The organism is Streptomyces sp. JHA26, from assembly GCF_002005565.1.
In the GTDB taxonomy this organism is placed as follows: domain Bacteria; phylum Actinomycetota; class Actinomycetes; order Streptomycetales; family Streptomycetaceae; genus Streptomyces.
Window position 1 is genome coordinate 1 of sequence record NZ_BDJC01000077.1, and the last position, 19,687, is coordinate 19,687.

Genomic DNA, 19,687 nt, shown 5'->3' on the forward strand with positions numbered 1-19,687 from the left:
GGGCACGGCGGCGCTGCCGCTGTGCTGCGGGATCGCCGCGCTCTGTCTCACCGGGTGCGCGCTGCGGCTGCTGGGCCGGCCGGCCGCCCATGCCTGACGTCCCCGCGCCCGGCGCCGGGCCGCCGCCGTCTCCCGGGGGCCGCTCGTCCCGCCCCACCACCGACCCGCCCACCGACCGGAAGGACCCCGCGTGACCTCCACACCGCTCGCCGCCGTCACCGGAGCCGAGGGATTCATCGGCTCCCACCTCACCGAGGCGCTCGTGGCCTCCGGGCACCGGGTGAGGGCCATGGCGCAGTACAACTCCTTCTCCTCCTACGGCTGGCTGGAGACCCTCTCCCCCGACGTCCTCGACCAGGTCGAGATCGTCCTCGGCGACGTCCGCGACCCCGGCTCGGTCCGGCACCTGGTGGAGGGCGCCGACTGCGTGTACCACCTGGCCGCCCTCATCGCGATCCCGTACTCCTACCGGGCGCCGCACAGTTACGTGGACACCAATGTCACCGGCACCCTGAACGTGCTGGAGGCGGTGCGCGCCCAGGGCACGCCCCGGCTGGTGCACACCTCCACCAGCGAGACGTACGGCACCGCGCAGACGGTGCCGATCACGGAGGACCACCCGATCAACACCCAGTCGCCGTACGCCGCTTCGAAGGCGGGCGGGGACCGGCTGGCCGACAGCTACCACGCCAGCTTCGACACCCCGGTGGTGACGCTGCGGCCCTTCAACACGTACGGCCCCCGGCAGTCCATGCGGGCGGTGATCCCGACCGTCATCGGCCAGGTGGCCGCCGGGGAGCGGACCATCACCCTCGGGGACCTGCGTCCCACCCGGGACTTCACCTTCGTCGAGGACACCGCGCAGGCCTTCCTCGCGGTGGGCACCGCGCCCGCCGAACGGGTCGTGGGCCGCACCTTCAACGCCGGCACGGGCGGCGAGATCTCGGTCGGCGACCTGGTGGCGCTCATCGGCAAGGTGATGGACACGCCGCTCGACGTGCGGGAGGACGCCCAGCGGCTGCGGCCCGCGAACTCCGAGGTGATGCGGCTGGTCGCGGACGCGAGCAGGCTGCGGGAGGCGACCGGCTGGGGGCCGGCGCACGATCTGGAGCGGGGCCTCGCGCGCACGGTGGAGTTCTTCCGCGATCCGGCCAACCTGGCCCGCTACAAGACCGGCATCTACAACATCTGACCCGTACCGGCACGTTGACCGAGGGGGAACCTCATGCACGCAGTGATCCTGGCCGGGGGCAAGGGCGTCCGGCTGCGGCCCTACACCACCGCGCTGCCCAAGCCGCTCGTGCCCATCGGCGACCAGCACGCCATCCTCGAGATCGTCCTGCGCCAGCTCGCCTCGGCCGGGTTCACCGGCTGCACCATCGCCATAGGCCACCTCGGTGAGATCATCCGCGCCTACGTCGGCGACGGCTCCCAGTGGGGCCTGACCGTGGACTACTCCACGGAGGAGAGCCCGCTGGGCACGATGGGGCCGCTGCTGACGATGCGCGAGCGGCTGCCGGAGCACTTCCTGGTGATGAACGGCGACATCCTCACCGACCTCGACTACGCCGACGTCCTGCGCCGGCACAGGGACACCGGTGCGCCGCTGACGATCGCCACGTACGCCCGCAAGGTGCACATCGACTTCGGGGTGCTGACCACCGACGCGAGCAGGGTCGTCGCGTTCACCGAGAAGCCCAGCATGGACTACCGCGTCTCCATGGGCGTGTACGGGCTGTCCCGGGCGACCCTCGACGGCTACACCGCCGGGCTGCCGCTGGGCTTCGACGAGCTGGTGCTGGACCTGCTGCGGGCCGGCGACCCGCCGCACGCCTACGAGTTCGACGGGTACTGGCTCGACATCGGCCGCCCGGACGACTACGACCGGGCGAACGCCGAGTTCACCAGCCGAAAGTCCCTGCTGCTCAAGGGAGCCTGAGCACCGCATGCGCATCCTCGTTGTGGGCTTCACCGGTTATCTGGGCGCCCATGTCGCCGAGCGGCTCCGTGCCCTGCCGGGCGCGCGGGTCCTCGGCGGCGGCCGCTCGCCCGGCGCCGAGGTCCCGGTCGACCTCGCCGCCGACTCCGTCGACGGGCTGGCCCAGGCCCTGGCGTCGGTGGCGCCCGACGCCGTCGTCAACTGCGCGGGGGCCACCGGCGGTGACGCGGTGGCGCTCGCCGAGCTCAACGCCCGCGGCCCCGCCGTCCTGTGCGCGGCACTGCGCCGGGCCGCTCCCACGGCCCGGCTGGTCCACCTCGGCTCGGCCGCCGAGTACGGGCCGGGCGAGGCCCACGTCAGGGTGACGGAGTCGGCGCCCGCCCGTCCCCTCACCGTCTACGGGGCCACCAAGCTCGCCGGCACGGTCACGGTCACCGCGTCCGGCCTGAGTGCGGTGGTCCTGCGCGTCGGCAACCCGGTGGGGCCCGGCGCCCCGGCCACCGGCTTGCCCGGCCGGGTCACCGCGCTGCTGCAAAAGGCGGGCACGGACCCGGACGCGGTGCTGCGGCTCGGTGACCTGTCGGCGTACCGGGACTTCGTCGACGTGCGCGACGTCGCGGGGGCGGTGGAGCGGGCGGTGACCGCGCCCGGCCCGGTCCCCGGGGTCCTCAACGTCGGCGGCGGGGACGCCGTGCCGGTGCGCGACCTGGTGCGGACGCTGGCGGAGACGGCCGGCTTCCGGGGCCGGATCGAGGAGCGGGGCGCCGGGTCGGTCCGTTCCGGGCAGGTGTCCTGGCAGTGTTCCGACATCTCCGCCGCGCGGGCCGCGCTCGGCTGGGAGCCGTCGTACACGCTCGGCGAGTCCCTGTCCGCGCTGTGGTCGGCCGGCGTGCCGGCACCGTCCCTCCGCGCCGAGAGCGACGTCCCGTCGTGAGCCTGCTGGTCCCGCTGTACGTCCACCCCGCCGAGGACCCGGGCGCCTGGCACCGGCTGATCACCGCGGCCGACCGCACGTACGGCGTCGTGATCAACCCCGCGAGCGGGCCGGGCGAGGCGCCCGATCCGGCGTTCACCGCCGCGGCCGGGGCGCTGCGCGCGGCGGGCGCCCGGCTGCTCGGCTACGTCGACACGGACTACGGCACCCGCCCCGCGGCCGACGTCGTCGAGGACGCCCGGCGGCACCGGGAGTGGTACGCGGCCGACGGGTGCTTCCTGGACCGGGTGAGCGCGGCCAGGAGCGAGCTGCCCGCCCACAGGGCGCTGGTGCGTGTCCTGCGGCGGCAGGGAACGACGTGCGTCGTGCTGAACCCGGGAGTCCACCCGGCGCCCGGCTACGCCCGGCTCGCCGACCTGGTCGTCACCTTCGAGGGGCCCTGGTCCGCCTACGTGTCGGCGTTCAGCCGGCCCGACTGGACGCGCCGGCACCCGCCCGAGCGGTTCTGCCACCTGGTGTACGGCGTCCCGGAGGCCCTGGCCCCGCTCGCCGTGCGCACCGCCCGCGAGCGGGGCGCCGCGGTCAGCGGGCCGGTGACGGGAGAGCCGCCCAATCCGTGGGCCCGCCTGACGCCCGTCCTGACCGGGGCGCGGCGATGAGGAGGGGGCGGGGGCCGGCCGCCGTGCTGTCCGCGCTGCTCCTCGCGGTGCTGACCGCCTGTTCGGGCGGCGGGGGCGGCGAGGACCGCGGGCCGGATCCCGCGCCCCGCCGGGCCCTGTGGCAGCCGCGCCCCGGACTGGCCTGGCAGTGGCAGCTCGACGGCCGGGTGGACCCGTCGGCCGACGTACCGGTCTACGACATCGACGGCTTCGAGAACAGTGCGGCGGACGTGGCCCGCCTCCACCGCGCCGGCCGCAAGGTGATCTGCTACGTCAACGTGGGCGCCTGGGAGAGCTTCCGCCCGGACAGAAACGACTTCCCCCGGGCGGTGCTGGGCGCGCCCAACGGCTGGCGGGGCGAGCGGTGGCTCGACATCCGGCGCGTCTCCGTGCTGCGGCCGATCATGGAGCGGCGGTTCGACATGTGCCGGGACAAGGGGTTCGACGCGGTGGAACCCGACCTGGTGGAGGGGTACGGCAACGAGACCGGCTTCCCGCTCACCGCCCGGGACCAGCTGGCGTACAACCGCATGATCGCGGAGATCGCCCACGAGCGCGGCCTGTCCGTGGGTCTCAAGAACGACCTGCCGCAGATCCCGCAGCTGGTGGACGACTTCGACTTCGCGGTCAACGAGGAGTGCGCGCAGTACGGCGAGTGCGAGCGGCTGACGCCGTTCGTGGAGGCCGGCAAGGCGGTCTTCCACGTCGAGTACGCCGAGCCGACCGGCCGTTTCTGCCCGCAGTCGCGCCGGCTGGGACTCTCGTCGATGCTGAAGAAGCCGGAGCTCGGGGTCTGGCGACGGGCCTGTTGACCGCGGGGTGCGGCAGGATGGAGCCATGAGCGTAGTCAAGATCAACGTACTGACCGTGCCGGCCGAACAGCGCGAGACGCTGGAGAAGCGCTTCGCCTCGCGTGCCCACGCGGTGGAGAACTCCGACGGCTTCGAGTGGTTCGAGCTGCTGCGCCCCGTCGAGGGCACCGACACCTACCTCGTCTACACGCGCTGGCGCGACGAGGAGTCCTTCCAGGCGTGGATGGAGGGCCCCATGAAGACGGCGCACCAGGGCGGCGGCGAGGGCGGCGAGCGTCCCAGGCCGGCGGCGAGCGGATCCACGCTGTGGTCGTTCGAGGTGGTGCAGCAGGCGGCCCCGAAGGGCGCGTGAACCCGGCGGTGGCGTCCGGGACCGGTCCCGGACGCCACCGCCGTCGTGTCGGCTCGGCTCAGCTCAGCACGACGAGGAGGTCGCCGCCCTCCACCTGCTGGATGCGGTTGATGGCGAGCCTGCCGACGGTGCCGGACTTCGGCGCGGTGATGGCGGCCTCCATCTTCATCGCCTCGATGGTGGCCACGGTGGCACCGGCCTCCACCGCGTCGCCCTCGGCGACGGCGAGGGTCACCACGCCGGCGAACGGCGCGGCGACGTGGCCGGGGTCGGTCCGGTCGGCCTTCTCGGTGACCGGGACGTCGGAGGCGGCGGCGCGGTCGCGGACCTGGATGGGCCGCAGCTGGCCGTTGAGCGTGGACATCACGGTGCGCATGCCGCGTTCGTCGGCGTCGCCGACCGCCTGGAGCTCGATGAGCAGCCGCACGCCCGGGTCGAGGTCGACCGTGTACTCCTTGCCCGGGCGCAGCCCGTAGAAGAAGTCCTTGCTGTCGAGGACGCTGGTGTCGCCGTAGGAGGCCCGGTGGGTGTCGAACTCGCGGGCCGGTCCCGGGAACAGCAGCCGGTTGAGCGTCGCCCGGCGGTCCTTGGCCAGGCCGGCGCGGTCGTCCTCGGACAGTTCGGCGAGCGGCTTGCCCTCGGCGCGGCCCCGCAGCGCCTTGCTGCGGAACGGCTCGGGCCAGCCGCCGGGCGGGGTGCCGAGCTCGCCGCGCAGGAAGCCGATGACGGAGTCGGGGATGTCGAACCGGTCGGGGTCGGCCTCGAAGTCCACCGGGGAGACGCCGGCCCCCACCAGGTGCAGGGCGAGGTCGCCGACCACCTTGGAGGAGGGCGTGACCTTCACCAGCCGGCCCAGCATGCGGTCGGCGGCGGCGTACATCGCCTCGATCTCCTCGAAGCGGTCGCCGAGGCCCAGCGCGATGGCCTGGGTGCGCAGGTTGGAGAGCTGGCCGCCGGGGATCTCGTGGTGGTAGACGCGGCCGGTCGGGGAGGCGAGGCCCGCCTCGAAGGGGGCGTAGACCTTGCGGACGCTCTCCCAGTACGGCTCCAGGTCGCCGACGGCCTGGAGGTCGAGGCCGGTGGGCCGCTCGGTGTGGTCGGTGGCGGCGACGATCGCCGACAGGGAGGGCTGCGAGGTGGTGCCCGCCATCGACGCCACCGCCCCGTCCACCGCGTCCGCGCCGGCCTGGATCGCGGCGAGGTAGGTGGCGAGCTGGCCGCCGGTGGTGTCGTGGGTGTGCAGGTGCACCGGCAGGTCGAACTCGCGGCGCAGCGCGGAGACGAGGGTGGCGGCGGCCGGGGCGCGCAGCAGGCCGGCCATGTCCTTGACGGCCAGCACGTGGGCGCCGGCGTCCACGATCTTCTCGGCGAGCCGCAGGTAGTAGTCGAGGGTGTAGAGCTGCTCGGACGGGTCGGACAGGTCGGCGGTGTAGCACAGGGCCACCTCCGCGACCGCCGTGCCGGTCTCGCGTACGGCGTCGATGGCGGGCCGCATCTGGTCGACGTCGTTGAGGGCGTCGAAGATGCGGAAGACGTCGATGCCGGTGGCCGCGGCCTCCTGCACGAAGGCGTCGGTGACCTCGGTCGGGTACGGGGTGTAGCCCACGGTGTTGCGGCCGCGCAGCAGCATCTGGAGGCAGATGTTGGGCACCGCCTCGCGCAGGGCGGCCAGCCGCTCCCACGGGTCCTCGGCGAGGAAGCGCAGCGCGACGTCGTAGGTGGCGCCGCCCCAGCACTCCAGGGACAACAGCCCGGGCAGGGTGCGGGCGACCAGGGGGGCGACGGCGAGCATGTCCTTGGTGCGCACCCGGGTGGCGAGCAGCGACTGGTGGGCGTCGCGGAAGGTGGTGTCGGTGACGCCGATGGTGGGTGACTCGCGCAGCCGGCGGGCGAAGCCCTCGGGGCCGAGCTCGGCGAGCAGCTGCCGGGAACCGGCCGGGGGTTCACCGGCGGGCAGCGGCGGCAGCTTGGTCAGCGGGTCGGCCAGTTCGGGGCGTTCGCCGTGCGGCTTGTTGACCGTGACGTCGGCGAGGTAGGTCAGCAGCTTCGTGCCGCGGTCGGCGGAGTGCCGGGCGGTGAGCAGGTGCGGGCGCTGCTCGATGAACGACGTGGTGACCTGCCCGGCCTGGAAGTCCGGGTCGTCCAGCACCGCCTGGAGGAACGGGATGTTGGTGGCGACGCCGCGGATGCGGAACTCGGCCACGGCACGCCGGGCGCGGTTCACGGCGGTGGCGAAGTCCCGGCCCCGGCAGGAGAGCTTGACCAGCATCGAGTCGAAGTGCGCGCTGATCTCCGTACCGGCGTGGGTGGTGCCGCCGTCGAGACGGATGCCCGAGCCGCCGGGCGAGCGGTAGGCGCTGATCGTGCCGGTGTCCGGGCGGAAGCCGTTGGCGGGGTCCTCGGTGGTGATGCGGCACTGGAGGGCCGCGCCGCGCAGGGTGATGTCCTCCTGGGCGAGGCCGAGGTCGGCCAGGGTCTCGCCGGCGGCGATGCGCAGCTGGGACTGGACCAGGTCGACGTCGGTGACCTCCTCGGTGACCGTGTGCTCGACCTGGATCCGGGGGTTCATCTCGATGAAGACGTGGTTGCCGTCGCGGTCGACGAGGAACTCGACGGTGCCGGCGTTGCGGTAGCCGATCCGCCGGGCGAAGTTCACGGCGTCGGCGCAGATCCGCTCGCGCAGCTCCGGGTCGAGGCCGGGGGCGGGCGCCAGCTCGATCACCTTCTGGTGGCGGCGCTGCAGCGAACAATCCCGCTCGAAGAGGTGGATGACGCCGCCCTGTCCGTCGGCGAGGATCTGCACCTCGATGTGGCGGGGTTCGACGACCGCCTTCTCCAGGAAGACCGTGGGGTCGCCGAAGGCGGAGGCGGCCTCGCGGGACGCCGCCTCGATGGACTCGCGCAGCTGGGCGGGATCCTCGACGCGGCGCATGCCGCGGCCGCCGCCGCCCGCGACGGCCTTGACGAACACGGGGAAGCCGATGCCGTCGGCGGCGCGGACGAGTTCGTCGACGTCGGTGGAGGGGGCGGAGGATCCGAGGACCGGTACCCCGGCCTCACGGGCGGCGGCCACGGCGCGGGCCTTGTTGCCGGTCAGCTCCAGGATCTGCGCGCTCGGCCCGACGAACGTGATGCCCGCCTCCTCGCAGGCCCGGGCGAGCTCGGGGTTCTCGGACAGGAATCCGTAGCCCGGGTAGACCGCGTCCGCCCCAGCGCGGCGTGCCGCGCGCACGATCTCCTCGACGGAGAGGTAGGCGCGCACCGGGTGCCCCGGTTCCCCGATCTCGTACGCCTCGTCGGCCTTGAGCCGGTGCAGCGAGTTGCGGTCCTCGTGCGGGAAGACCGCGACGGTGCGCGCGCCCAGTTCGTAGCCTGCGCGGAACGCGCGAATCGCGATCTCACCGCGGTTGGCGACCAGCACCTTGCGGAACATTCTGGATCCCTTCAGCCTGCCGGTGACGAAAGACCATGGTGTCGGCGGCACCGCCGGTACGCCATGTGAGCCGGGCCACTCCCGAGGGTTTCCCGGGCCCCGGCTTCCTCAGCGGATCCTGTCGGCTTTCTTAAGGCTTCTTGAAGATGACCTCCGAGGGGCGTGTCCGCACGGTGCCCGTCCTAGGCTCTCGGCAACCCCCCACGGTCCCGGTGGGCGCGCTCGCGTCCACCGGGTCTCCCGCTGCCGACCGACAGACCGAGGTGTCCTGCCGCATGGGTTCCCGCCGAGCCGCTCGTCCGTCCCGTTCCCACGCCCGCCCCCACCGCGGGCCGGGGAGGCGCGGCACCGCGCTGGTGCTCGGCGTCGCCGTCACGGCGGGCCTCGGGATCACGCTGGCCGTGACCGGGGGCGAGGACGACCCTCCCGCGGACCGGGTGGTGACGAGCGCCGCCGGTGAGGGGCCGGACAAGGAGGAGGCGGCGGGGGGTGCGACGGCGCCGGTCTCCCCGTCGGCGAGCCCGAGTGCCACGGCGAGCGCCTCGCCCCGGGTGGGCGCAGCACCCGGCGCGGAGCCGTCGAGGACGGCGCGTGCGTCCGCCGGGCAAGCGGAGAAGTCCCCCCGGCCCGCGTCCACGGCTCCCGCGAGGGCGACGGTGAAGAGCGGATCCGACCGGTCCGCGGGAGGCGGCGGCACGGGCTCCGGCAGTGGATCGGGTTCCGGCTCGGGGTCGGGTTCCGGCTCGGGATCGGGATCGGGGTCGGGTTCGGGGTCGGCAGCGGGTTCGGGCTCGGGTTCCGGCGGGGTGGGTGGGGTCGAGGCGCAGGTCCTCGCACTCGTCAACGAGGAGCGGGCCGCGGCCGGCTGCTCGCCGGTCACGGCGAACGACCGGCTGACCCGGGCCGCCGACGACTACAGCGACGTCATGGCCGCGAGCGGGGTGATGTCCCACACCGGACCCGACGGCTCCACGATGACGAGCCGCGTCGAGGCCGCCGGCTACGCGTGGTCCACGCTCGGCGAGAACATAGCCCGGGGGCAGTCCGACGCCGCCTCGGTGATGGAGTCGTGGATGAACAGCCCGGGGCACCGGGCGAACATACTCAACTGCTCCTTCGAGGAGCTGGGGGTCGGCGTGCACTTCGGCGACGGCGGCCCCTGGTGGACGCAGGACTTCGGCGCGGGCCGCTGACGCCGGTCAGCGGCCGGCGTCGGCGAGCGCGAACGACACCCGCACCCGGGCGCCGCCCAGCGGTGAGCGGGTGATCGCCAGCTCGCCGTCCGCCGTGCGGGCCGCCCGGGCCACGATGTCCAGGCCGAGCCCGGTGGACCCGCCGACGCTGACGCCCCGGGTGAGCGCGGCCTCGGGATCCGCGACGCCCGGTCCGGCGTCGTCCACGGTGAGGACCACGTGCCGGTCGGCCCGTTCCACGCGGACGGCGAAGGCCGTGCCCTCGGGGGTGTGCCGGAAGACGTTGCCGATCAGGGCGTCGACGACGGCCGCCAGGTCGTCCTCGGGGAAGGCGACCGGCGTGGGGCGCGGGGTGAAGGACCGCTCGTAGGGCCGTTCCTGCTGGGTGGCCAGGACCGACCAGAAGTCCAGGCGCGCGGCGACCACCTCGGCCGCGTCGCTCCCCCTGGCCGTTCCCGTGCCCCCGCCGCCGAGCTGGGCGGCGGCCAGGGGCGTACGGGCCGCCGCGATGATCGCGTCGAGTTCGCTCTCCAGCTGCCCGGCGGCCTCCGTGACCCGCCGGGCACCGGGCGTCGCGCCCATCCGGTCGGCCTCCAGGTAGAGGGCGGTCAGCGGGGTGCGCAGCCGGTGGGAGAGGTCGGCGACCAGTTCCCGTTCGACGGCGAGCAGGTCGACGACCCGGTCGGCCATGGTGTTGAACGCCGCCCCGGCCTCCTGCAGCTCGGGCGGGCCGTCCGGTTCCACCCGTACGTCCAGATCGCCGGAGCCGAGGGCCAGCGAGGCGCGCTTCAGGCTCCGGGAGGAGCGCACGACGCGGGCGCCGAGCCGGTCGGCGACCAGCACCGAGCCGCCGACCAGGCCGAGCGCGAGGAGCGCCATCACACCCCACGAGGCGGCCACGCCGCGGGTCAGGTCGGCGGCCGGTACGTAGGCCTCCACGACGGCGACCCGGTCGCCGCGCAGGACGACGGGCTGGAGGTAGACCCAGCCGTCGGCGGTGTCCACGGCGAGCGTCTCGCGTCCGCGCACCGCCCGGTCGAGGGCGTCCTCGGGCGCGTGCGGGGTGCCCACGAAGCCACCGTCGGGCAGCCGCACCACGAGCTGGTCCGGGGAGCCGAGTTCGGTGACGGCCTGCTGCACGTCGGCGCGCCGGGTGGTGAGGGCGAGCACCGGGGAGAGGGCGGCGGCCCGCTGCTCGGCGGCGGTGGTGACCCGGTCGCGGGCCTGTTCGCGCACGAGGAGGGCGAGCGGGATGAGGAAGGACAGGGCCACCATCGAGGTGACGGCCAGGGCGATGCCGGCGAGGGCACGCCTCATGGCGAACCGACCAGTTTGATGCCGATGCCGCGCACGGTCTGCAGATAGCGGGGTTCGCGCGCCCTCTCGCCCATCTTGCGGCGGAGCGCGGAGAGGTGGACGTCCACCGTCTGCTCCTCCAGATACGGCTGCTGCCACACCTCGGTGAGTATCCGCTGCCTCGATATGACCTGGTCGGCGTGGGCGGCCAGGTAGGCGAGCAGGTCGAACTCGCGGCGGGTCAGGGGGAGTTCGCGCCCGGCTAGGTGGGCGGTGCGTGCGGCGGGGTCGATGCGCAGGTCGCCGACCCGGACGAGGGGCGGCCGCGCGGCGCGTACGTCGGCGGGCGCGGACCGGCGCAGGACGGCGGCGAGGCGGGCCGCGAGCTGGCCGCCGGAGAAGGGCTTGACCAGGTAGTCGTCGGCGCCGGCGTTGAGCAGCCGGATGATCTCGGTCTCGTCGTCCCGCGCGGTGGCGACCAGCACGGGCACGCGGGAGATGCCCCGGATCATGCGGAGCACGTCGAGTCCGTCGAGGTCGGGCAGCCCGAGGTCGAGCACCACGATGTCCGGCGGGCTCTGGGTGATCTCGCGCAGCGCCTCGAAACCCTGGTGAGCGGTCCTGACCGCGTAGCCGTGTCCGGTCAGGACCTCGATCAGCGCGGCCCGGATCACGGGGTCGTCCTCGACGACAAGTACACAGGCCATGGGCAGGCACGTTAGCCGGTCCGTCACCATGGTGTCGTGTCCCGCCTCCTGCGTTACCTGCTCATCTGGCTGTCGTGCACGGCGGCCAGTGTCACGGCCGTCATCCTCACCATCCACTTCGTGGTGGGCTCCACCCGGCCCACCGCGCCGGTCGCGCAGTCGGCGCCGCCGCAGGAGCTCCCGGTGTCGCCGCGGCCCGCGCCGTCGCCGAGCCCGGAGCGCTCCTCCCCCGGCCCTTCGCCGACCGGGGAGAAGCCCCGCCCGACGCCTTCCCGCACTCGTGAGGAGCCGCCCGAGCCGAGTCCGGCGCCGACGACGCCGACCGCCCGCGCCACCTCCCCGCGGCCTTCGGCGGGCGGGGGCGAGCGGGGGTGCGAGGAGGGCGGTGCGGGTGTCTACACGGTGCCCTCGCGGGGCGGCAGGGCGACCGTGCGCTTCGGGGACGGCGGGGTGTGCCTGGTGTCGGCGGTGCCGGAGCAGGGCTTCACGGTGAGTACGAGTCAGAGCGCGGCCGAGACGCTGACGGTGACCTTCTCGGCGAGCCGCCACCGGTCGGAGATCACCGCGACGACCGAGCCGCGCAGCCAGGCCAGTGTGCGGGAGGTCTCGTTCTGACGCTCGCGGTCGCCGGGCGGGCCGAGTGGTCGCCCGCCGTGTCGCGGGCGCGGACGACGAAGGGGCAGGCGGTGCCCGGGGCGTGCCACGGCCCGGCGGACGAGGTCGTCCCCGGTCCGCCGGGCCGTGGCACGGAAGCCTCACCGCCGCAGACGCTCCAGCACCGCACGCATCGCCCGGCGCACCGCGTCGCGTGACTCGTCGGTCACGTCGCGGGTCTCGAAGCCGTGGTGGCCGTGCGGTACGTCGACCACCTCGACGTCGGCCCCGCACTCCTCGGCGGCGGTCAGGAACTCCTCGACGCCGGCGGCGATCTCGGCCATCTCCAGGCCCACCCGGGTGAGGACCACGGGCAGGTCGCCGGCCTTCGCCACCGCGCGCACCGGGTGGAACCGGGTGCCGGACATCCCCCAGGCGGGCAGGGGCGCCAGGACCGGGTAGGTGGCCGCCAGGCAGCGCAGCCACGGTGGGGGCGCGCCCAGCCAGTCGGCGGTCATCGGCCCGCCGCCCGAGAAGAACCACAACGCGACGCGGTCCGCGTCCACTCGGGGGTCGGCCCGGATCCGTTCCACCGCGTCGGCCACGTCCGCGGCGGCCCGCTCGTAGTCGGCGAGGTCGTGCAGCCGGTGGGCGACGACCGCGCCCACCACGCCGTTTCCGGCCGCGTACCTGGCGTACCCGGTCAGCGTCGGCCAGTCCCTCGGCTCCGGCCGGGCGTCGGCCGCCACCGGGCCGCCGTGCACGAACACCACCGCCGGTCGCGGGCCGCCGGTGCCGGCGTCGGCGTCGGCGTCGGCGTCGGCGTCGGCGTCGGCGTCGGCGTCGGGGAGGTAGAGGTCGACGTTCTCCGTCCGCTCCCGCGGGAGTTCGGGCACGTCCAGCAGGAACGTCCCCGGCCGAGCGGGTGGTTCGGCCGGCTCCAGCCGGTGTCCCCCGCCGGCGGCGGCCCGTAGCAGGACGTCCGCCAGATCGGTGGGGCAGGACAGCATCGGCCAGTGTCCGGTGGGGAGTTCGAAGAAGGACACCTGGGGATCGACGAGGGCGCGCAGGGCGGGGTCGCCGAATCCGACCAGCATCTGGACCATCTCGATGCTCGATCCGTTGGCGGTGCACAGCACGCCGGTGGTGGGGACCCCGGCCACCGCGCCGGTCAGCCGGAGCGGCTCGAGCAGGGTACCGAGCGGCTGCGGTGCGGCGAGGGCGGTGAGCCGGTCCAGCGCGGCGTCGGTGAGGCCCGCCGTGCTGCCCCAGCGCTGCCACTCGTCGCGGGCCGGGGGCGGCAGCTCCCCCTCGGTGCCCGCTCCCCCGCCGGCCTCGGCGCTCTCGGCCAGCCGCGCGCGCAGCGACTGGTCGGGGACGGCGGCCAGGGCCGGGACGCCGTCGCGGGGCATCGCCGCGTCCAGGTACACGATCCGGTCGATCCGCTCCGCCCGCCGGTCGGCGGCACCGAGCACGGGGTGGATGCCGTAGTCGTGACCGACCAGCACGATCCGCCGGCCGTCCCCCGGGCCGTCCTCCGCGTCGACCGCGTCGATCGCCGCGAGCACGTCCGCGACGTGTGTCTCCAGATCGGTGCCGGCCGGTGCGGTGCCGCGCGGCCCGTCGAGCCCGGTGAGGGCCACCGGGTACGCCCCGGCGCCCGCGGCGGCCAGGCGCGCCGCGGTGCCCTCCCACACGTGTGTGCCGGTGAACATGCCCGGCACCAGGATGAACGCGGTCATGGTCTCTCCTCCGTACGCCGTCGCGCGGACCGGTCCGATCGCCCGTCCGCGCTCGCCGGTACGGTAGGAACTCCCCCTGAGGGAGGTTCAAGTGTTCACGTCGCGCGAGGGGTTGTGCGGGATCGGCGAGCTCGCCGAGCGGGCGGGCGTCACGGTCAAGACCGTCCGCTTCTACTCGGACCGCGGTCTGCTGCCGGAGGCGTCCCGCAGCGCCGGCGGGCACCGCCGGTACGGCCCGGAGGCTCTCGGCAGGCTGCGTCTGATCCGTTCGCTGCGGGCCCTCGGGCTGGCGGTGCCCGAGGTGCGCCGCGTGCTCGACGAGGAGGACGGAGCGGGCGGCGTGCTGGAGGACGCCGTCGCCGGGCGGCTGCGGGAGGTCGGTTCCGAGCTCAGGGCGTTGCGCTGGCGGGAGGCGGCGCTGCGGCTGGTGCACGAGTGCCCGCCCGGGGAGCGTGCCGAGCGACTGGGGCTGGTCGGCACGGTGACCTCCCCGCCGAGCACGGCGCCGCTGGTCCGGTTCTGGCGCGGCTGGCTGCCGCCGCGGATGCCGGCACGGGCGACCTCCGCGTTCCTGGAGGTGGCGGTGCCCCGGCCGCCCGACGACCCGGCCCCCGCCCAGGTCCTCGCCTTCGCCCGGCTCAACGCCCTCACGCTCGCCCCGTGCCCGGGCACCGCGCAGCCGCAGCCCGTGGCGCACCGGGCCGCCGGGGCGCGGGGCGCCGCGGTGCTCTACACGGGGCTGGCCGAGGCGTACGAGCTGGCGGGGGTGCCGTTGCGCCGGGGCGCGGACCCGCACGCGGGTGAGGCCCTGGACTGTTTCGTGAACGCCTACACGAGCGCGTACGGCGTCCGTGACACTCCGGACTTCCGCCGTGTGCTGGCCCGGCAGCTCGCCGCGGATCCGCGGATCGACCGCTACTGGGAACTGGTGGCCGACGTGATCACCCCGCCGGGCGCCCGGCCGGAGCCGACGCCCGGTGCCGCGCACGACTGGCTCCTCGCCGCGCTCCGGGCGCAGACGGCGGCCTGAGCGGTCCGTCCGCGCGGGGCACGGTCAGGGCACGTCGCCCCGCCAGTCGAAGCGGCGGGTGTCGCCGGGCCTCGGCCCGTAGACGGACCGGCCGCCCGGGCCGTAACGGCCTATCTCCGTCGCCAGTGCCACTCCCTGGTCGCGTTCGTCCTCGGAGAGGTCCGTGACGTCCAGCAGCAGGCCGTCCAGGGGGCCGCCGACCAGGTGCGCGTACGCGCGTCCCGTCCGCGGCCCGGGGTTGTCGTGGTCGGCGCCGTAGACCCGGCCTCGCATGAACTCCACCTCATCCATGGCAGGCAGCCTCGCATCCGCCACTGACAACGCGGACGGACGGGCCCGGGCCGGCGGACGGACCGGCCCGGGCCTCACGGTCGTCAGACCAGGTCGAAGCGGTCGAGGTTCATGACCTTGACCCAGGCGGCGACGAAGTCGTGCACGAACTTCTCCTTGGCGTCGTCGGAGGCGTAGACCTCGGCGAGGGCGCGCAGTTCGGAGTTCGAGCCGAAGACCAGGTCGGCGCGGGAGCCGGCCCACCTGACCTCGCCGGTGGCGGCGTCGCGCCCCTCGAACGTGGTCTGGTCCTCGGACGTCGCCTTCCACGTGGTGCCGAGGTCGAGCAGGTTGACGAAGAAGTCGTTGGTGAGCGAGCCGGGCGTCCTGGTGAAGACACCGAGCTGGGACTGCTGGTGGTTGGCGCCCAGCACCCGCAGGCCACCGACCAGGACGGTCATCTCGGGTGCGCTCAGCGTGAGCAGGTTCGCCCGGTCGAGCAGCAGGTACTCGGCCGGCAGGCGGTTGCCCTTGCCGAGGTAGTTGCGGAACCCGTCGGCGGTCGGCTCGAGCGCCTCGAACGACTCGACGTCGGTGTGCTCCTCCGTGGCGTCCACGCGACCCGGGGTGAACGGCACCTCCACCTGGAAGCCGGCTTCCTTGGCGGCCTTCTCGACGGCGGCGGAGCCGCCGAGGACGATCAGGTCGGCCAGGGACACCTTCTTGGCGCCGGAGTTGAACTCCTGTCGGACGCCCTCCAGGACCCGCAGGACCTGCGCCAGCTCGTCGGGCTCGTTGACCTCCCAGCCGCGCTGCGGCTCCAGGCGGATGCGGGCGCCGTTGGCACCGCCGCGCTTGTCGCTGCCGCGGAAGGTGGACGCCGAGGCCCACGCGGTGGACACCAGCTGGGAGACGGACAGGCCGGACTCGAGGAGCTTGGTCTTGAGGACGGCGACGTCCTCGGCGTCGATGGCCTCGCCCTCCGCCTCGGGCAGCGGGTCCTGCCACAGCAGCGTCTCCTCCGGGACCTCCGGGCCGAGGTACAGGGACTTGGGGCCCATGTCGCGGTGGGTCAGCTTGTACCAGGCGCGGGCGAAGGCGTCCGCGAACTCCTCGGGGTTCTCGTAGAACCGGCGGGAGATCGGCTCGTAGATCGGGTCGAAGCGCAGCGACAGGTCGGTGGTGAGCATCCTCGGGCGGTGCTTCTTCGACGGGTCGTGCGCGTCGGGGACGATCTCCGGGGCGTCCTTGGCCACCCACTGGTGGGCACCGGCGGGGCTCTGCTCGAGCTCGTACTCGAACTCGAAGAGGTTCTTGAAGAAGCCCTTGCTCCACCGGGTCGGGGTCGCGGTCCAGGTGACCTCCAGACCGGAGGTGATGGCGTCCGCGCCCTTGCCCGTGCCGTGCGTGCTCCGCCAGCCCAGGCCCTGCTCCTCCATGGAGGCGGCCTCGGGGTCGGCGCCGACGGCGTCGGCCGGGCCGGCGCCGTGGGTCTTGCCGAAGGTGTGGCCGCCGGCGATCAGCGCGACGGTCTCCTCGTCGTTCATCGCCATGCGGCGGAACGTCTCGCGGATGTCGCGGGCCGCGGCGATCGGGTCCGGGTTGCCGTTGGGGCCCTCCGGGTTGACGTAGATCAGGCCCATCTGGACGGCGCCGAGCGGGTTCTCCAGCTCGCGGTCGCCGCTGTAGCGCCGGTCGTCGAGCCAGGTGGTCTCGGGGCCCCAGTAGACGTCCTCCTCGGCCTCCCAGACGTCCGCGCGGCCGCCGGCGAAGCCGAAGGTCTCGAAGCCCATCTGCTCCAGGGCGACGTTGCCGGTGAGGATCAGCAGGTCGGCCCAGGAGATGCTCTGGCCGTACTTCTTCTTGACCGGCCACAGCAGGCGACGGGCCTTGTCGAGGTTGCCGTTGTCGGGCCAGCTGTTGAGCGGGGCGAAGCGCTGCTGGCCGGCGCCGGCGCCGCCGCGGCCGTCGCTGATGCGGTAGGTGCCCGCGCTGTGCCAGGCCATCCGGATCATCAGCGGGCCGTAGTTGCCGAAGTCGGCGGGCCACCAGTCCTGGGAGGTGGTCAGCACCTCGGCGATGTCGCGTTTGACGGCGGCCAGGTCGAGGGAGGCGAACGCCTCGGCGTAGTCGAACTCCTCGCCCAGCGGGTTGGCCACGGCGGGGTTCTTCGCGAGGATCTTCAGGTTGAGCCGCTCCGGCCACCACTGACGGTTTCCGCCGCCCTGGGTCGGGTGGAGGGCGCGCGTGTGGGCGACCGGGCAGCCGCCCGCCTCCTCGGTCTTGGCGTCGGTCACGATGGCGTCGTGGTTCTCGGACATGGGGATCCTTCCGAACGGGGCGGTTCACGGTGCGGGGGACGTACGGGTGGAGCAGTCGGGGCACAGGCCCCGGTAGATGACCTCGGCCTCGTCGATCACGAAGCCGTGGTCGTCGGAAGCGGTCAGGCACGGTGCCTCGCCGACTGCGCAGTCGACGTCGGCGAGGGCTCCGCAGGACCGGCACAGGACGTGGTGGTGGTTGTCCCCGACGCGCCCTTCGAACCGGGCCGGGCCGCCGGGCGGCTGGATGCGGCGTACCAGGCCTGCCGCGGTGAGCGCGTGCAGGGACTCGTACACGGCCTGGAGGGACACGTGACCCACCCGGTCGCGCACGCCGGAGGCTATCGCCTCCACGCCGAGGTGATCGCCCGCCCGGACGGTGTCGAGCAGCGCGACCCGGGCGGCGGTCACCCGCAGCCCCGCCCTGCGCAGTTCCTCTGCCGTGGCCGTGCTCCGGGAGGCGGTCATGGCGGTGAACCTACTCCGGTGAACCGGAACAGCTCAAGGAAACGAACGATTCCATTCTGGGGAAGGCCGGGCGGCCGGACACCGGCGGGCCGCCCGTCCACGCATCCGCCGTGACGGCGGAGGATCGTGGTAGACGACGTGAGTGGTGGGCACTGGGCAAGGACATGCTGTGACCGGCACAGCGTCACGACAGGAATGAGCAGCCCGTGCTTGTGAAGACGTTCCGCTGGGCTTTCGCCGTCACCGCCCTCGGCCTCGCCGCGGGAGTGCTCTACGACGGTTGGACCGCCCTCGGCCTGGTGGCCGTCCTCGCCGTCCTGGAGGTCTCGCTGTCCTTCGACAACGCGGTGATCAACGCCGGGATCCTGAAGAAGATGAGCGCCTTCTGGCAGAAGATCTTCCTCACCGTCGGCATCCTGATCGCCGTGTTCGGCATGCGCCTGGTCTTCCCGGTCGTCATCGTCGCCGTCAGCGCCCGGCTGAGTCCCTGGAACGCCGTCCACCTCGCGCTCACCGACAAGGAGCGCTACCAGCAACTGGTCACCGACGCCCACCCGTCGATCGCCGCCTTCGGCGGCATGTTCCTGCTGATGATCTTCCTCGACTTCGTCTTCGAGGACCGGGACGTCAAGTGGCTGGGCGTCGTCGAACGGCCGTTGGCCAAGCTCGGCAAGGTCGACATGCTCTCGGTCTGCGTCGCCCTGATCGTGCTGCTCGTCTCCTCGACGACCTTCGCCGCCCACGCCCACCAGCACGGCGGCACCCATGCCGACAAGGCGCAGACGGTGCTGGTCTCCGGGATCGCCGGCCTGATCACCTACATGGTCGTCCACGGCCTCTCCGGGTACTTCGAGCACCGGCTCGAAGCGGAGGAGGAGCGTGAGCACGAGGCCGAGGAGGAGGCCGAACGCTCCGGCAGGTCCCGCTCCACGGTCGCCCTGACCGGCAAGGCCGCGTTCTTCATGTTCCTCTACCTGGAGGTCCTGGACGCGTCGTTCTCCTTCGACGGCGTCATCGGCGCCTTCGCCATCACCAACGACATCGTCCTGATGGCCCTCGGCCTCGGCATCGGCGCCATGTACGTCCGGTCCCTGACCGTCTACCTGGTCCGCCAGGGCACCCTGGACGACTACGTCTACCTGGAGCACGGCGCGCACTACGCCATCGGCGCCCTCGCGATCATCCTGCTGGTCACCATCCAGTACCAGATCAGTGAGATCGTCACCGGTCTCATCGGCGTGGTCCTGATCGGCTGGTCCTTCTTCTCCTCCGTGCGCCGCAACAAGGCGCTCGCGGCGGCCGGCTGACGCCGCTTCCGGACGGGACCGTCGTCCCGCGGCGCCCGCGTCACCGAACAGGTGCGCTACATTTTGCATCGCCTTGACCACGATCTCTCACGATCACTCACGCTACGGAGCCGGCACCCCCATGAGCGACATCGTCAACGGACTCGGCCGTGCCACCGCCTACGGGGCCCTGGGCCTGGTCCTGTTGGTCCTCGGCATCGTCCTGGTGGACGTGCTGACGCCCGGGAAGCTCGGCCGGCAGATCTGGGAGCAGCGCAACCGCAACGCCGCGCTGGTGCTCAGCTCGGCGCTGCTCGGTGTCGGCGGCATCGTGTTCACGTCGATCTGGACGACGTACGAGGACTTCGGCAAGGGCCTGGTGTCGACCGCCGCGTTCGGGCTGCTGGGACTGGTGATGATGGCCCTGGCGTTCCTGGTGGTGGACGTGATCACCCCGGGGCGGCTGGGCGCGACGCTGGTCGAGCCGGAGCCGCACCCGGCGGTCTGGGTGACGGCGTGCTGCAACCTCTCGGTGTCGGCCGTCGTCTCGGCCTCCATCGCCTGACGCCCGCCGGGGTCCCGGCGGGGACTCCGTACTCCTTCCGCACCAGGTCGGCGGTGTCCGAGCGGCGCGGCAGCCCGCGCAGGGTG

18 protein-coding genes are annotated in these 19,687 nt (G+C 73.6%); 11 read left to right on the top strand and 7 right to left on the bottom strand.

Going from position 1 to position 19,687, the window contains the following annotated elements:
- The first annotated feature begins 190 nt into the window (after positions 1 to 190).
- The 6 genes from JHAT_RS30485 to JHAT_RS30510 are packed head-to-tail and all read left to right on the top strand — an operon-like array spanning position 191 to position 4,696.
- Complete coding sequence (locus JHAT_RS30485) at positions 191 to 1,192, top strand: SDR family NAD(P)-dependent oxidoreductase (protein WP_077801516.1); 1,002 nt, start codon at positions 191 to 193, stop codon at positions 1,190 to 1,192.
- 33 nt (positions 1,193 to 1,225) lie between these two features.
- Positions 1,226 to 1,939: a sugar phosphate nucleotidyltransferase gene (locus JHAT_RS30490; protein ID WP_077801517.1), complete on the top strand. Its 714-nt coding sequence runs from the start codon at positions 1,226 to 1,228 to the stop codon at positions 1,937 to 1,939.
- A gap of 7 nt (positions 1,940 to 1,946) precedes the next feature.
- Positions 1,947 to 2,873 carry an NAD(P)-dependent oxidoreductase gene (locus tag JHAT_RS30495; protein ID WP_077801518.1) on the top strand — a complete coding sequence of 309 codons (927 nt, stop codon included), beginning with the start codon at positions 1,947 to 1,949 and terminating at the stop codon, positions 2,871 to 2,873.
- Positions 2,870 to 3,532 carry a spherulation-specific family 4 protein gene (locus JHAT_RS30500; protein WP_077801519.1) on the top strand — a complete coding sequence of 221 codons (663 nt, stop codon included), beginning with the start codon at positions 2,870 to 2,872 and terminating at the stop codon, positions 3,530 to 3,532. The genes JHAT_RS30495 and JHAT_RS30500 overlap by 4 nt, the downstream gene beginning before the upstream one ends.
- Positions 3,529 to 4,344, top strand: coding sequence for an endo alpha-1,4 polygalactosaminidase (locus JHAT_RS30505; RefSeq protein WP_077801537.1), 816 nt, complete (start codon positions 3,529 to 3,531; stop codon positions 4,342 to 4,344). Before JHAT_RS30500 ends, JHAT_RS30505 begins: the two co-directional genes overlap by 4 nt.
- Positions 4,345 to 4,369: 25 nt before the next feature.
- Entirely contained in the window at positions 4,370 to 4,696 is a 327-nt protein-coding gene (locus JHAT_RS30510) for an antibiotic biosynthesis monooxygenase (RefSeq protein ID WP_077801520.1), read from the top strand.
- 58 nt (positions 4,697 to 4,754) lie between these two features.
- Here JHAT_RS30510 and JHAT_RS30515 read toward each other — a convergent pair whose 3' ends face one another.
- Positions 4,755 to 8,129 (bottom strand): pyruvate carboxylase, encoded by a 3,375-nt coding sequence (locus JHAT_RS30515; protein WP_077801521.1) that lies wholly within the window; start codon positions 8,127 to 8,129, stop codon positions 4,755 to 4,757.
- Between the two features lie 806 nt (positions 8,130 to 8,935).
- Between JHAT_RS30515 and JHAT_RS36020 the strand changes: the two genes are divergently transcribed.
- The gene (locus tag JHAT_RS36020) at positions 8,936 to 9,322 is read left to right on the top strand and encodes a CAP domain-containing protein (protein ID WP_375603598.1); all 387 of its coding nucleotides are present in this window, start codon (positions 8,936 to 8,938) and stop codon (positions 9,320 to 9,322) included.
- A 6-nt stretch (positions 9,323 to 9,328) separates the two neighbouring features.
- On the opposite strand, the gene JHAT_RS30525 is transcribed toward JHAT_RS36020, so the two are convergent.
- Together JHAT_RS30525 and JHAT_RS30530 are read right to left on the bottom strand one after the other, a co-directional pair.
- The gene (locus JHAT_RS30525; RefSeq protein ID WP_077801523.1) at positions 9,329 to 10,639 is read right to left on the bottom strand and encodes a HAMP domain-containing sensor histidine kinase; all 1,311 of its coding nucleotides are present in this window, start codon (positions 10,637 to 10,639) and stop codon (positions 9,329 to 9,331) included.
- Entirely contained in the window at positions 10,636 to 11,325 is a 690-nt protein-coding gene (locus JHAT_RS30530; RefSeq protein WP_171991130.1) for a response regulator transcription factor, read from the bottom strand. The genes JHAT_RS30525 and JHAT_RS30530 overlap by 4 nt, the downstream gene beginning before the upstream one ends.
- Before the next feature lie 36 nt (positions 11,326 to 11,361).
- On the opposite strand from JHAT_RS30530, the gene JHAT_RS35595 reads away from it, so the two are divergent.
- A complete protein-coding gene (locus JHAT_RS35595; protein ID WP_253195662.1) occupies positions 11,362 to 11,940 on the top strand; it encodes a hypothetical protein in 579 nt (192 codons plus the stop codon).
- A gap of 140 nt (positions 11,941 to 12,080) precedes the next feature.
- On the opposite strand, the gene JHAT_RS30545 is transcribed toward JHAT_RS35595, so the two are convergent.
- The gene (locus JHAT_RS30545) at positions 12,081 to 13,661 is read right to left on the bottom strand and encodes an alpha/beta fold hydrolase (RefSeq protein ID WP_077801525.1); all 1,581 of its coding nucleotides are present in this window, start codon (positions 13,659 to 13,661) and stop codon (positions 12,081 to 12,083) included.
- Between the two features lie 91 nt (positions 13,662 to 13,752).
- Between JHAT_RS30545 and JHAT_RS30550 the strand changes: the two genes are divergently transcribed.
- Complete coding sequence (locus tag JHAT_RS30550; protein ID WP_077801526.1) at positions 13,753 to 14,691, top strand: MerR family transcriptional regulator; 939 nt, start codon at positions 13,753 to 13,755, stop codon at positions 14,689 to 14,691.
- Between the two features lie 24 nt (positions 14,692 to 14,715).
- On the opposite strand, the gene JHAT_RS30555 is transcribed toward JHAT_RS30550, so the two are convergent.
- The 3 genes from JHAT_RS30555 to JHAT_RS30565 all read right to left on the bottom strand — a co-directional run bounded on the left by JHAT_RS30555 (position 14,716) and on the right by JHAT_RS30565 (position 17,750).
- Positions 14,716 to 14,982, bottom strand: coding sequence for a hypothetical protein (locus tag JHAT_RS30555; RefSeq protein WP_077801527.1), 267 nt, complete (start codon positions 14,980 to 14,982; stop codon positions 14,716 to 14,718).
- An 83-nt stretch (positions 14,983 to 15,065) separates the two neighbouring features.
- Positions 15,066 to 17,282 (bottom strand): catalase/peroxidase HPI, encoded by a 2,217-nt coding sequence (katG, locus tag JHAT_RS30560; RefSeq protein ID WP_077801528.1) that lies wholly within the window; start codon positions 17,280 to 17,282, stop codon positions 15,066 to 15,068.
- Between the two features lie 24 nt (positions 17,283 to 17,306).
- On the bottom strand, positions 17,307 to 17,750 hold the full coding sequence (locus JHAT_RS30565; RefSeq protein ID WP_077801529.1) for a Fur family transcriptional regulator: 444 nt from the start codon (positions 17,748 to 17,750) through the stop codon (positions 17,307 to 17,309).
- A gap of 206 nt (positions 17,751 to 17,956) precedes the next feature.
- Between JHAT_RS30565 and JHAT_RS30570 the strand changes: the two genes are divergently transcribed.
- Together JHAT_RS30570 and JHAT_RS30575 are read left to right on the top strand one after the other, a co-directional pair.
- A complete protein-coding gene (locus JHAT_RS30570; protein ID WP_077801530.1) occupies positions 17,957 to 19,057 on the top strand; it encodes a DUF475 domain-containing protein in 1,101 nt (366 codons plus the stop codon).
- Positions 19,058 to 19,178: 121 nt separating this feature from the next.
- Positions 19,179 to 19,601: a DUF350 domain-containing protein gene (locus JHAT_RS30575; protein WP_077801531.1), complete on the top strand. Its 423-nt coding sequence runs from the start codon at positions 19,179 to 19,181 to the stop codon at positions 19,599 to 19,601.
- Positions 19,602 to 19,687: the final 86 nt, after the last annotated feature.

Coding starts and splice junctions, on each gene's coding strand:
- JHAT_RS30490 (WP_077801517.1), top strand. CDS start 1,226: ATGCACGCAGTGATCCTGGCCGGGGGCAAGGGCGTCCGGCTGCGGCCC.
- JHAT_RS30495 (WP_077801518.1), top strand. CDS start 1,947: ATGCGCATCCTCGTTGTGGGCTTCACCGGTTATCTGGGCGCCCATGTC.
- JHAT_RS30505 (WP_077801537.1), top strand. CDS start 3,529: ATGAGGAGGGGGCGGGGGCCGGCCGCCGTGCTGTCCGCGCTGCTCCTC.
- JHAT_RS30510 (WP_077801520.1), top strand. CDS start 4,370: ATGAGCGTAGTCAAGATCAACGTACTGACCGTGCCGGCCGAACAGCGC.
- JHAT_RS30515 (WP_077801521.1), bottom strand. CDS start 8,129: ATGTTCCGCAAGGTGCTGGTCGCCAACCGCGGTGAGATCGCGATTCGC.
- JHAT_RS30525 (WP_077801523.1), bottom strand. CDS start 10,639: ATGAGGCGTGCCCTCGCCGGCATCGCCCTGGCCGTCACCTCGATGGTG.
- JHAT_RS30530 (WP_171991130.1), bottom strand. CDS start 11,325: ATGGCCTGTGTACTTGTCGTCGAGGACGACCCCGTGATCCGGGCCGCG.
- JHAT_RS30545 (WP_077801525.1), bottom strand. CDS start 13,661: ATGACCGCGTTCATCCTGGTGCCGGGCATGTTCACCGGCACACACGTG.
- JHAT_RS30555 (WP_077801527.1), bottom strand. CDS start 14,982: ATGGATGAGGTGGAGTTCATGCGAGGCCGGGTCTACGGCGCCGACCAC.
- katG (WP_077801528.1), bottom strand. CDS start 17,282: ATGTCCGAGAACCACGACGCCATCGTGACCGACGCCAAGACCGAGGAG.
- JHAT_RS30565 (WP_077801529.1), bottom strand. CDS start 17,750: ATGACCGCCTCCCGGAGCACGGCCACGGCAGAGGAACTGCGCAGGGCG.
- JHAT_RS30575 (WP_077801531.1), top strand. CDS start 19,179: ATGAGCGACATCGTCAACGGACTCGGCCGTGCCACCGCCTACGGGGCC.